Annotated in this window: 12 protein-coding genes and 1 tRNA gene; 9 read left to right on the forward strand and 4 right to left on the reverse strand. The window is 37.7% G+C overall.

Translation table 11 applies throughout. From position 1 onward, the window contains the following. Positions 1-181 precede the first annotated feature (181 nt). On the forward strand, positions 182-793 hold the full coding sequence (locus tag FJ218_05045; GenBank protein ID MBM4166274.1) for a hypothetical protein: 612 nt from the start codon (positions 182-184) through the stop codon (positions 791-793). A 67-nt stretch (positions 794-860) separates the two neighbouring features. Here FJ218_05045 and clpX read toward each other — a convergent pair whose 3' ends face one another. The 4 genes from clpX to FJ218_05065 form a co-directional block, all read right to left on the reverse strand. Beyond that, positions 861-2114 carry an ATP-dependent Clp protease ATP-binding subunit ClpX gene (gene clpX / locus FJ218_05050; GenBank protein MBM4166275.1) on the reverse strand — a complete coding sequence of 418 codons (1254 nt, stop codon included), beginning with the start codon at positions 2112-2114 and terminating at the stop codon, positions 861-863. Between the two features lie 104 nt (positions 2115-2218). Beyond that, positions 2219-2842: an ATP-dependent Clp endopeptidase proteolytic subunit ClpP gene (gene clpP / locus FJ218_05055; protein MBM4166276.1), complete on the reverse strand. Its 624-nt coding sequence runs from the start codon at positions 2840-2842 to the stop codon at positions 2219-2221. A 20-nt stretch (positions 2843-2862) separates the two neighbouring features. Then, positions 2863-4212, reverse strand: a complete 1350-nt coding sequence (gene tig / locus FJ218_05060) for a trigger factor (GenBank protein ID MBM4166277.1) — start codon at positions 4210-4212, stop codon at positions 2863-2865. Beyond that, positions 4186-4267: transfer RNA gene (locus FJ218_05065), tRNA-Leu, on the reverse strand. The genes tig and FJ218_05065 overlap by 27 nt, the downstream gene beginning before the upstream one ends. A 173-nt stretch (positions 4268-4440) precedes the next feature. Here FJ218_05065 and FJ218_05070 point away from each other — a divergent pair. From FJ218_05070 to FJ218_05105, 8 genes are all read left to right on the forward strand, one after another. Then, positions 4441-6237, forward strand: a complete 1797-nt coding sequence (locus tag FJ218_05070; GenBank protein MBM4166278.1) for a methyltransferase domain-containing protein — start codon at positions 4441-4443, stop codon at positions 6235-6237. A gap of 45 nt (positions 6238-6282) precedes the next feature. Continuing rightward, complete coding sequence (locus FJ218_05075; protein ID MBM4166279.1) at positions 6283-6828, forward strand: dCTP deaminase; 546 nt, start codon at positions 6283-6285, stop codon at positions 6826-6828. Positions 6829-6974: 146 nt separating this feature from the next. Further along, complete coding sequence (locus FJ218_05080; protein ID MBM4166280.1) at positions 6975-7349, forward strand: GxxExxY protein; 375 nt, start codon at positions 6975-6977, stop codon at positions 7347-7349. Positions 7350-7432: 83 nt separating this feature from the next. Next, on the forward strand, positions 7433-9115 hold the full coding sequence (ftcD, locus tag FJ218_05085; GenBank protein ID MBM4166281.1) for a glutamate formimidoyltransferase: 1683 nt from the start codon (positions 7433-7435) through the stop codon (positions 9113-9115). A 210-nt stretch (positions 9116-9325) separates the two neighbouring features. After that, the gene (locus tag FJ218_05090) at positions 9326-9742 is read left to right on the forward strand and encodes a bacterioferritin (GenBank protein MBM4166282.1); all 417 of its coding nucleotides are present in this window, start codon (positions 9326-9328) and stop codon (positions 9740-9742) included. 194 nt (positions 9743-9936) lie between these two features. Continuing rightward, positions 9937-10275 carry a 4Fe-4S dicluster domain-containing protein gene (locus FJ218_05095; protein MBM4166283.1) on the forward strand — a complete coding sequence of 113 codons (339 nt, stop codon included), beginning with the start codon at positions 9937-9939 and terminating at the stop codon, positions 10273-10275. A 165-nt stretch (positions 10276-10440) separates the two neighbouring features. Beyond that, positions 10441-11328 carry a hypothetical protein gene (locus FJ218_05100; protein MBM4166284.1) on the forward strand — a complete coding sequence of 296 codons (888 nt, stop codon included), beginning with the start codon at positions 10441-10443 and terminating at the stop codon, positions 11326-11328. 42 nt (positions 11329-11370) lie between these two features. Further along, the gene (locus FJ218_05105; protein ID MBM4166285.1) at positions 11371-13011 is read left to right on the forward strand and encodes a site-specific DNA-methyltransferase; all 1641 of its coding nucleotides are present in this window, start codon (positions 11371-11373) and stop codon (positions 13009-13011) included. Positions 13012-13094 lie beyond the last annotated feature (83 nt).

Raw genomic sequence — 13094 nt, forward strand, 5'->3', positions numbered from 1 at the left:
ACACTTCGGAAGTAGGGATATCCTCTCTTGAAGTAAGTAAATATTTTTTTTTAGACTACTAACATTTTCTCTCATTGTAGGTTTTCGTATGTTAGTGCTGCATTTTAAATTTTAAGTTCATATTCTTTACAATTTTTTTCAAAAATATATTTTTCAAATAAACAATTAAAAAACTTATCGTATGAATAAACTTTGCATTCTTCTTTTTATACTCTGTAATTTATTTTCTGTTTCAACATTTGCGCAAAAAGCGGAAGAGATAAAACAGGAAACGAATACCGGCGCTCCACCAAAACCGCTTGACGATGAATGGTATAAATGGATGATTGGCGAATGGAGCGGAACGAGCGAATCAAACGTTGGAACAGCAAAAGAATGGCAACAGTGCGAATGGGCGTGCGATAATCAGTACGTCGTCATTCATTATACCAATGAATTGATAAAACCAAACGAAGAGTATGTAAAAAAATCTGCTGCAACAATGGGAATGTCGGAATCCGAAGTGGAAAAAATGTTTATGGAAATGAAATATTCCGCAATCGGGATGATGACAAAAGACGCCGCTACGGGTGAATATGTTGGATATTGGTTCGATAATTTTCGCGGCGCCTATACCGGAAGAGGAAAAACAGATGGAAAGAAAATTTTGATGACGTGGGAAGGCGCAGGAAATAGTTCAGTTCGCACAATGGAATTTCAGGAAGAACATACGTTGATTCAAACATTCAATGAACGCGATAATGCGGGAAATGAAATTATCGGAACATCAACAATGACAACAAAGAAAAAATAAATTTCTCATTATAAAAAAACAAAATGGCTGATAGTAATAAAGCATCAGCCATTTTTTTTTAAACAATCTATGCGCTTTGTTTCATCGGTTCTTTGAATATGTATGTCGGTTCTTTTTTCTTTTCGATACATTCTTTCGTGATAATTACTTTTACGATGTTATGTTTTGCCGGAAGATGATACATCACATCAAGCATAATTTCTTCGATGATGGAACGTAACCCGCGCGCACCTGTTTTCAGTTTAACTGCTTTTTTTACAACAAGTTGCAACGCTTCTTTCTTGAACTCTAAATCAACGCCTTCCATTTCGAGCAGTTTCTTGAATTGTTTGATAATCGCATTTTTGGGTTCAGTAAGAATATTCATCAATGCTTTTTCATCAAGTGAATGAAGCGGTGCAATCACCGGAAGTCGTCCGATAAATTCCGGGATCAAACCGAATTTGAGTAAATCATCGGGTTGAGTTTTTGCTATCAAATCATCACGCGTGAGAGTTTCTTTTGTGTGAATTTCTGCGCCAAATCCCATCGTTTGTTTATGCATTCGTTGGGAAACAATGGTATCTAATCCTTCAAACGCTCCTCCGCAGATAAACAAAATATTTTTTGTGTTGATATTTACAAGCGGCTGTTCAGGATGTTTTCTTCCCCCTTTGGGAGGAACGCCTGCGATTGTTCCTTCGAGAATTTTTAAGAGTCCCTGTTGCACTCCTTCGCCGGAAACGTCGCGTGTTATTGACGAAGAATCTCCTCTGCGCGCAATTTTGTCTATTTCATCAATGTACACAATACCAAATTCGACACGGTCAGTATTGTAATCGCAGTTTTGCAACAACGGAACAAGAACAGATTCAACATCGTCGCCAACGTACCCTGCTTCCGTAAGCGTTGTTGCATCGGCGATGGCAAACGGAACGTCGAGAATCCGTGCAAGCGTTTGCGCAAGTAATGTTTTTCCGGTGCCGGTTTGTCCAATTAACAAAACATTGCTTTTCTCGATTTCCACATCATCGAACGATGTTATCGGACGATATTGCAATCGTTTGTAATGATTATACACCGCAACAGAAAGAATTTTTTTTGCCTTCGTTTGTCCGATAACGAATTCATCCAGCGCTTCTTTTATTTTGATGGGGGTAAGTTTTGTGCGAATATCATGGCGATGAAATTTTTGCGGGTGAGTTTTTCGTAACAATTCAGAAGAATTTAGAATGCAGTTGTCGCAAATGTACACATCGGGTCCTGCGACGATATTTTGCACTTCTGCGCTGTTCCGTCCGCAAAACGAACAGAGAATGTTTTCAAGTGGATGAGCACGCATTACATTTGAGAATTGAAATGAGAGACTGTTGTGAAGAAATTTTTCATTATCCGTTTTTTTCTAAGTATCTATTTGTGAAAACAAATCGAAATGGAAAACTACACCTACATTTTGGGTTTCTTGATTAACTCTTTTTTTACAAGAATATTATCTACTAAACCATATTCTTTTGCATCTTGAGACGACATATAGAAATCGCGGTCAGTATCTTTTTCAATTTGTTCCAAGGGTTTTCCGCTATGGTGTACAAGAATTTCATTGATCCGTTTTTTCATTCGAAGAATTTCTTCCGCCTGAATAGAAATATCGCTTGCTGTTCCCTGCACGCCGCCCCACGGTTGATGAATCATAATACGCGAATTAGGAAGCGCCATACGTTTTCCTTTTGCTCCTCCAGCAAGCAATACCGCCGCCATACTTGCTGCCATTCCTATGCAAATCGTGGAAACTTCCGCGCGAATATATTGCATCGTATCGTAAATTGCGAGCCCCGAGGTTACGCTTCCTCCCGGCGAACTTATATACACATGAATATCTTTTTCAGGGTCTTCAGATTCAAGAAAAAGCATTTGCGCAATAACTAAACTTGCAACAACATCATCAATCGCAGTACCGATAAAAATAATTCGCTCTTTTAATAGCCGTGAAAAAATATCATACGCGCGTTCGCCTCGTCCCGATTGTTCGACAACAATGGGAACAAGTTGGTTATAGATTTGTGGATTCATAGATGAATTGGTGTTTCGGGTTACGATGTAATGATTTTTGATTCTTCTAATTCCGTGTCGAGTTTTTCAGTAATAACTGCAGTGGAAACCAGATATGTAAACATTTTATCATTGAGAATTTTTTCATTCAGCGATTTTGAATTTTTATAGTAAGCAACCAAACGCTCTTTTTCAACCCCAATTTTCTTCGATTCTTCTTCCGCAATTTTTTCAAAATCCGCATCTTCAATTTTCAATTGCAAATGCTCACGAATTTTATCCCGTAGCAAAAACCATTTTGCTTGCCAAACGGAATATACCTGATTCTCTTCTCGAAACTTTTGTTCGTCGAAATTCGTCGGCAAAATTTTCCCCGGTTGTTTTTCTTTGATTTCTTCCAGCAAACCATCCGTAAATCCTTTGACGAGCGAATCGGGAACTTCAAACGGATGACGATGAACAAGTTCTGCGGCAATCGCATCTTCAACAGTTCGAATACTGCGGTCGTTCCAATACGTTTCCAAATCCTTTCGAATACTCGTTCGAAATTCATCCATCGAAGAAAATTTATTCTTGGTAATTTTTTTCACAAACTCCTCATTCAATTCGGGAAGCGTTACTTTTTGAATTCGCAGCACTTCAAATTTTCCGTCAATCGGTTCTTGTCGTTCACCTTGTTGTGGAGTGTACGTGATGTGATAATGTTTGCCAACTTCAGAGTGTTTGAGTCCTTCGCGAATTTCAGCAAGTTTCGATTCGTCTCCAAGATGCACTTGAATCGGCTCTGTTTTATTTCCGACAATTGGCAAACCGTTTTCGTCCAGTTCCTGAATTTCGAATGTGATAATATGTTCTTCATCTGTTGCTTGTTGAACATCTGAATACGTTGCGTTAGTTCTCCGTAAATATTCTATTTCATTCGCAACTTCTTCGTCGGTTACTTTGTGAATAATTTTCTGAACAGAAATTCCCGTCAATTCCTGAATGGAAAACTCCGGGAGCATTTCTACATGCACGACATACGACAGAGAATTTCCACGATTATATTTTATATCGGCGAGCAATGGTTCCCCGACAGGACGAAGTTTTTTTTCTCTGACAATTTGCTGATAAAAAAAATTAGCAATGGTATCAAGTTCCCGGTACTCAATTTCTTCACCGTACATCCGTTTTATCATTGCAAGCGGCGCTTTTCCTTTTCTGAACCCTGCAATCTCAATCGTTTTTGCGGCTTTTGTATATGCTAAATCAAAATGCGACTGCAAATCGTCCGCATTGAGTACTACATTGATTTCGATTTTAACTGTTGAAGGAGTATTGATTATAACTTCCACAAATTTTTTAGAATAATTTTTGAAAAAAAGTGGGCGAAGAGGGAGTTGAACCCACACCCGGTAAAGGACTGGATCCTAAGTCCAGCGCGTCTGCCAGTTCCGCCATTCGCCCGATGCGTTGTGAAAAACGGGGAAAAATATACACGTTTTCACAAGGTAGAAAAAAACGTATCGAAAAATTTAATCATAGTTCATTACTTTATTTGTGCAAGGAAATCTTTTTTCTCCTTTCGTTTCTCTGTACTTTTCTTCTGTTTTTTTGCTAAAATTATCATTCATCAATTATTGAAAAAGAACATTCCAAACAAAACAGCGCCGAAAGAAGAAATAATTCGAACTCTTTCTTCCTCCATCGAAGGAGCAAAGCAACTTGTCGAAAACAATCCTCAGTATATTTTTTTGTGGGAAAATCTTGTGAACTTGTTGTTGAAACATAATCAAATTGCCAACGCGATGAATGTGTTGTTTCAATCGCTTTTGCTTCATTCCAACTCTGAGACACTAACCCGTATTCTTACGCGATTGTTGCACGATTACAAATTACCGCCATTGAAAAAAGAATTTGTTCCGATTCTTATTTCTCTTTGTGAAAACAAATATGTTGGCAATCGAGAAATTTCATCCGCTATCGTAACGGCAATAAAACAATTACCTGAGTTTTCGGTTATCTATCGTGCTGTGTTACAATCTTTACCGATAAATTTTTCGGTAGAATATTTTCAGAGTTTTTTCAAGAACGATTTGTGCATAACCGCATTACCACGCATAGTTATGCGCGATGAAGAAGGTGAGCGTGTGTTCACCTATATACGACGCAATATTCTGTTCCAACGTTTTGAGGATAGTTTTACGCACGAAAAATTATCCGTTCCTTATTCATTTTTATGCGCACTCGCACGACAAGATTTTTACAATGAATATGTATTCGACGTTCGCGAAGAAGAAAGCGGAATGGTGGACATCTTGTTCAATAAACTTAATTCCGTTTTGAAGGATGCACCCGAAGAAATACTTTTATGGGAAAAAGACTTTGCGCTTGTTGCGTTATACAAACCGCTTTCATCCTTTCAAAATGCGCATCGGTTAATGGACCAAGATATAATGCAGTGGAGCGAACCATTTCGAAAAATAATTCAAGAGCAAATCATCAGTGCAATCATCGAAAAATATTGTGAAAAAAAAATTGAAACTCTTGCATTACTGGAAAATGAAACATCAAAAGCAGTTCAACAGCAATACGAGGAGAATCCGTATCCGCAATGGATTAGCATTTCCAAACCCGAACAGATTCCCTTTGAACAATGGTTGAAAAAATTTTTCCCTTCAAAAAAAAATTTGTTTGTTTCAAAACCTGCGCCAATTCTTATTGCGGGATGTGGAACAGGAGCGCATCCGATAAAGACCAGTATGCGATTTCCCGACACCGAAATCACCGCAATAGATTTCAGTAAAGCAAGTTTATTGTATGCGCTGCGCAAAACAGAAGAATACGAAATAAGAAATATCACGTATGTCCAAGGCGATATCCTTTCTTTGTCGCAACTCAACAAAAAATTTTTCCTCATCGAAAGTTCAGGAGTTTTGCATCATCTTCGTTCAGCAATCGAAGGATGGAAAATTCTTACCGAATTGCTTGAAGAAAATGGAGTAATGAAAATCGGATTATACAGTGAATCGGCGCGGCGTGATGTTCGCGAAGCGAGGAAGTTTTTGGAGACAGAGAATTTTTCTCAAACCGAAAGTACTATTCGTAAAGCGCGACAACAAATTTTTAATTTACCGAACGAACATCCCGCGAAAGAAATTCTGCTTTCGAGCGATTTCTATTCGATAAGTTCGTGCAGAGATTTGTTGTTTCACGTTGAAGAAAACACATTCACTATTCCGAAACTTGTTGAAACGATGAGGGAGTTGCATTTGCATTTTCTTGGTTTTGAACTTGATGCGAAATTGCGCACGGGATTTTTCAATATGTTTCCAGAAAAAGAGTCACTTACGGATTTGTATAAATGGAAATTATTTGAAGCGAAACACCCGAAAGCGTTTTCTGCTATGTATAAATTCTGGTGCCGTAAAAAGTAAATAAGAATTCGTACTTTTTCACTGTTTTTTTTTATTTTTTATACAATGATACTCTCTGATTCCAAAATCCTCAAAGAACTGAAATGTAAAACAATTGTCATCGAACCGTTTAATAAAGATTGTCTTGGCGCCAACAGTTACGATGTTCATCTTGGAAAATATCTTGCGTTATATGATGACGAAATTCTTGATGCACGAAAACATAACCGTGTTCATCATTTTGCAATTCCCCGCGATGGTTACATTCTTGTTCCTAGTAAATTATATCTTGGCGTTACAGAAGAGTACACCGAGTCGCATAAACACGTTCCGTTTCTCGAAGGAAAAAGCAGCGTTGGAAGATTAGGAATTGATATTCATGCAACAGCGGGAAAAGGGGATGTTGGTTTTTGTAATACGTGGACGCTCGAAATTTCTGTGAAGCAACCTGTAAAGATTTATGCGGGAATGCCGATTGGTCAATTGATTTTCTTTGAAGTGAGCGGGGAAATTTTAACGCCGTATTCAAAAAAGAAATCAGCGAAGTACAACAAACGTACAACGAAACCGATAGAATCAATGATGTGGAAAAATTTTATTACTGAACGTTGAACGGATGAACTGTGATGAATAAGATGCAATTACTCACGGGACTTTTCTATTGCCAGGCAAAGCAGAAGTGCTCGGAAATTTTAGAGATGGAGCGATAGTAATTCCGTTGAAAAAAAGTTTGCCACTAATTTCACTAATTGACACGAATGAGTGAATTGATTTACAAAGACGAATCGTATCAAATTGTCGGCGTTTGTATGGAAGTTCATCGACAACTCGGTAAAGGATTTTTAGAAATTGTTTACAAAGATGCGATTGAATATGAATTTCAAAAGAGAAATATTCCGTTTGAACGAGAGAAGGAATTTTTGATACACTACAAAGAAATAACGCTTCCTCATAAATTCTTTGCAGACTTTGTTGCATTCGATAAAATAATTTTAGAAGTGAAATGTGGGAGCGGAATTGCGGAAGAACATATTTCGCAAACGTTGAATTATCTTGCTGTATCGAAACTCAAATTAGGTTTGATTGTAAATTTTGGAAAAGAGTCATTAGAGACAAAAAGAATCGTTTTATAAAATATGAGCCACGAATTTCACTAATTGACACGAATACTATTTAGTGAAAATTCGTGTAATTCGTGGCAACAAAAACAAACATTATGAACAAAATCATCGAATGCGTTCCTAACTTTTCGGAAGGACGCGACAAAAATATTCTTGACGCCATCGCAAAAGAAATTGAAACAACTGACGGCGCAAAACTTCTCGACGTTGACCCGGGCGCGGCAACGAACAGAACTGTTTTCACCATTGCCGGAGAACCCAATGCTGTGTGCGATGCGGCGTTCAAAGCAATTCGCAAAGCAAGCGAACTTATTGATATGACGAAACACAAAGGTGAACATCCGCGAATGGGAGCGACTGATGTTTGTCCGCTCATTCCGATTTCCGGTGTAACGCTCGAGGAATGTATCGCGCTTGCACAACAACTCGGCAAACGTGTCGGCGATGAACTCAACATTCCCGTGTATTTGTATGAGTATGCCGCGACTTCTCCTTCGCGAAAAAATCTTGCCGATATTCGCAAAGGCGAGTATGAAGGTTTGCAGGAAAAATTGCGCGACAACAATTGGAAACCGGATTTCGGTGAAGCGAAGTTCAATGCAAAAAGCGGCGCAACTGTTGTTGGTGTGCGTGATTTTCTTATTGCATACAACGTGAACTTAAACACGACTGATAAAAAATTGGCGAATGAAATTGCGTTTCGTATTCGTGAACAAGGAAGAGTGAAGAAAAATGATGAAGGAAGAATTATGAAGGATGAAAACGGAAATGAAATTCGAACTGCAGGAACATTGAAATCGGTGAAGGCAGTTGGTTGGGTTATTGAAGAATATAATCGCGCGCAAGTTTCGATTAACTTGACGAATTACAATATTACTCCGCCTCACGTTGCGTTTGAAGAATGTGTGAAAGAAGCAACGTCCCTTGGTTTGCGTGTAACGGGAAGCGAAATTGTTGGATTGATTCCGAAAGAAGCGATGTTGCTTGCGGGAAAATATTATTTAGCGCGACAAGGAAAATCTGCCGGCGTTCCGGAAAAACAATTAATTGAAATTGCAATTCAATCGTTGGGACTCAATGATGTTTCAAAATTCGATGCGAAGAAAAAAATTATCGAGTATGTTCTTTCTGAAAATAAAAAATCGCTGAACAATCTTTCCGTAAAAGATTTTGCGGATGAACTTTCTACCGATTCACCTGCGCCCGGTGGTGGAAGCGCATCTGCTCTTGCCGGTTCGCTTGCATCTGCGCTTTCTGCAATGGTTGCGAATCTGACAATTGGAAAAAAAGGTTACGAAAAATATTTCGAGGAATTGAAAATTGTTGCGGAAGAATGTCAGAAGTTGAAAGATGAATTGCTTTCACTCGTTGATGAAGATACTGAAGCATTCAATAAAGTGATGGACGCGTTTCGACTTCCAAAAAAATCCGAAGAAGAAAAAGCGAAACAAATTTTCGCAGTTGAAGAAGCAACAAAATACGCCGCGCAAGTTCCGTTCAAAACGATGCAGAAAAGTTTGGAAGTAATGAAACGTGTTGCTGTTGTTGCAGAAAAAGGAAACGTGAATTCAATCAGCGATGCGGGAGTAGCAGCGTTGCTAACTCACTCGTGTTGCGAAGGCGCGGCGATGAATGTGCTTATTAATCTAAAATCATTGGCTTCAAAAGAAGCGAAAAAGTTTTCTACGAAAATGAGACGTGATGTGGAGAAAATTTTGGAAGAGAGTAAAACGTTGAAGCAGAAAATTTTGAGAAAAGTGCGAACTGTTATGAAGTAAATCCGCGATGAATCTTTTGCTTTTATTATACTCACATTCGCATTTTTCGTTTTGGAAAAGTTTCAAGTAGTTCGTTTTGTATTTCTCTCATTTTACTTAAATTTGCCTCACACTTATTCAAAATAAGAGGAACGAATCCGTTATTACGACAGTTTTTCTTACAAATTTTTTTTTCACCTTAATAAACTACACTCAACCACTCAATTATTTATGGACAAAAATAAAGTCATCAAAAAATTAAATGAAATGATGAATCTCGAAATCTCCGGCGCATTGAAATACTTACAGTACTCATACTACGTATTTGGTTTGAATCGCATTCCTATTGTTGGATTTCTTCGTGAGCAAGCGACGGAATCCATTGGACATTCCACGAAACTTGGCGATAAAATAGTTGCTCTCGGCGGATTGCCGACGATAAAAGTTGACGAGGATTTAAAAGCACGAAAACTCACGACGGAACAAATCCTTCGTGAAAGTGTTCAAATTGAAACGAAAGCGTTGAATGGCTATATGAATCTTCTCAATGATGTTGCAGACGATGTGGTTATGGACAGTTTTATACGCGATTTTATTTCAGAAGAGAGCGGACACCTCGAAGAAGTCGAGAAAATGCTTCGAAATTAAATACGATAATGAAATGTTAGTGTCAAATGGCGAATATTTTATTGTAACGACTGAAAAAATTGCCCAAACTCGTCATCGAAATGGCGTTAGATTTTATGGTATTTTTTTCATATCATTTTCCAACTTTTTTAAAACAATAACAAGTTTTTTCTCACCCCAATAAATTAATTATTAACTTTGTAGGAGTTTATTTTATGGCAACGATGATAACTGAAGAATGTATTAACTGTGGCGCATGCGAACCTGAATGTCCCAATACGGCAATCTACGCAGGCGGAGTTCAATACGAATATCAAGGTTCAACATACGACGCGCTTTCCAATGATTTTTATTATATCGTTCCGGAAAAATGCACGGAATGTGTAGGACACTTTGACCAAGAACAATGCGCGGCGGTTTGTCCCGTTGATTGTTGCGTTCCCGATCCCAATCACGTTGAAAGCGAGGAATTGTTGTTCGATAGAGCAAAAGCAATTCATCCCGATCGTGCGTGGGCGGATTTATCAGCATCAACGTCACGCTTTAGGAAGTAACATTTTATTTTCTATCATTATGAATTAGGTCGGTGTCCCTCGTCAATGAGATAACCGACCTTTTTTTTTTACTGAGTTTTCAAATATGCTACGAAGAAAGTAATTTCGAAGAAAGTGAAAGAGAAACAGGGGAAGTTTTTGTAAACTTATTATCATTTTGCAATTATGTATCCATCGGAAGAAGAATCTAAACAATTTTATAAACAATATTTACTTGACCATTGGTTGTATAAACAGTCAATGTTATATAATACAATCAAAAACTATGAGCAAGTTAAATCAATTCTTCAAAAAGATGTAACTAATATTAAGGACGAGGATTATTTGTGGACAATGAAGATTGAAATACATTTCACATATTTCCAAATGATTGAAACATTGTTCAATATGACATTCTCTTTTTATCGAAAGGAAATTGATAACAATTACCTTTGGCTTTATCTTAGTAGTTTAGGTGGACAACATAGGAAAGAAGTATATGAAAAGATAAAAAATATCGCTGTTGGTAAAACTGAATTTCTTGATGCACAAGTCAAAGCAAATAAAGATAATTATGTATCATTTCTTCAGTACTTGTTTTATTTTGATTGTTTATCTGAAGACAATATTCCTACTAAAAAAAACTTAGAAGTCATAAAAAAAATGCTAATAAATTTTGGAGCAGATTTTACTGACAGAGATGATTACAATGCATACAAACATTCTATGTGTTTTATCCCTTCAACAGAAAGTAAATTAGAAATATTAGAGGCAAAAAGTGGTCGTCAGATGGGTTCATTTAAGATGGGAAATTCATTACAAATTTTAAGAGTTGGTAAAGACAAGAGTATTACTACAATTCGAAAACCCTTTGATTACGAAAGAGATTTTAGAATGAGTGTTTTGTGTTTCCAATTAATTTCTAATTTGATTTTATCACGGAGAGTTCATTTTTATAAAGATGAATCTGTTTCACTTACATATTTTGACGACATCGTAATTGAAGAATGGTCAAAAATAGATTCTCAATTAGGAACTGTAGAAATGAAAGTAACGCCGATTTATTCTAAGTAGACAAGACACAAAGGCACAAAGGCACAAAGAAAAAAACGCATTATGAAAAAACTTTATTTCGGGGATTGTTTGGATGTGTTGAAAGAACTCTCCAAAGTACATCCCAACGGATTTATTGACCTCACTTATATTGACCCGCCGTTTAACAGCAAACGCGATTACAATATTTTATTTGAATCGCTGGATTTTTCCGATGCAACCGCGCAGAAACAAGCATTTGCCGATACGTGGAGCAACGTTTCCTATCTCGATACGCTCAACGAAATCAAAGACGTGGATTTGGATTTGTGGAATTTCTTGCACACACTCGATACCGTTGGCATTTCTAAAAGCGCAGTTGCGTATTTAACTACAATGGCGATTCGCATTTTGTATATGCACAAAGTGTTGAAAAAAACGGGAAGTTTTTATTTGCATTGCGACCCAACAATGAGCCATTATTTGAAATTAGTTTGCGATATAATTTTTGGTGAAAACAATTTTCGTAATGAAATTACTTGGAGAAGAGCATATAGCCATAATGACGGAAATCAATTCGGCAATGTTTCAGATGTGATTTTATGGTTTAGTAAATCGAATACTTATACATACAACAGACAGTATATTAAGTATTCTATTGATTACATCGAAAAGAATTATCCTTTTATAGACGAAACAGGTAAAAGATACAGGTCAGTATCAATGAATGCAGATGGTCAAGGAGACGCAAAAAAATTTGGCGATAAAATATTATCACCACCAGAAGGAACTCATTGGCGTTGGTCTCAAGAAAGAATAGATGATTCTATTAAAAGCGGAAAAATCTTTTTTACGAAAAATGGAGTTCCAAGATATAAACAGTATTTAGATGAAGTTGAAGGATTGCCTGTTCAAAATATATGGGATGATTTTATGCAACTTTCTTCTCACGCGAAAGAACGACTTGGTTATCCCACACAAAAACCAGAAGCATTGTTGGAACGAATCATCAACGCATCATCGAATGAAGGAGAATTGGTTGCAGATTTCTTTTGCGGCTGCGGAACAACAATCGCTGTTGCAGAACGTTTGAATCGCAATTGGCTCGGCGTTGACATTTCTCATCTTGCAATAAAACTCATCGTCAATCGTCTCACCAAACCGTACGAAGAAGACGAAGAACGAAAGCGAAAATGGATTCAAGAGAACATCACGATAACGGGATTTCCCAAAGATATTGCGTCGGCGAAAGAACTTGCGCGCAACACGAAAGACGGACGATTCGGTTTTCAAGATTGGGTTGTGGAAATATTGCTTGGCGGCGTACTCAATCCCAAGCGCACTGCTGATGGCGGATGGGATGGTTATCTCACGTTTGAAATAGAACAAGGAAAAAAAGAAGTTGTTCTCATCGAAGTAAAAAGCGGCAAAGTGAACGTGAAGAACGTGCGCGAGTTCATTCACGTTGTGGAAAAACAGCAAGCGAATATCGGCGTGTTTGTTTGCTTGGAAGAAATGGTAACGAAGGAAATGCAGCACGAAGCAAAGTCGCAAGGTTATTACGCGAAAGAAATGTTCGGTAATCGCTACGATAAAATCCAAATGCTCACTGTCGAAGATTTACTGAACGGAACACGAATCGCAATGCCGGAATCGCGTGTTGGCGTTTTCAAATCATCAACGAAGAAGTTGGGCAAGAAAGTGAAGCAAGAGAAGTTGATATAAAAACCTCCGTGTCTTTGTGCCTTTGTGGTAAAAGATGTTCTCGCCACAAAGACACGAAGGCACAAAAGAAAGTAAAAATTCGA

The organism is Ignavibacteria bacterium, assembly GCA_016873775.1.
Classification (GTDB): domain Bacteria; phylum Bacteroidota; class Ignavibacteria; order UBA10030; family F1-140-MAGs086; genus JAGXRH01.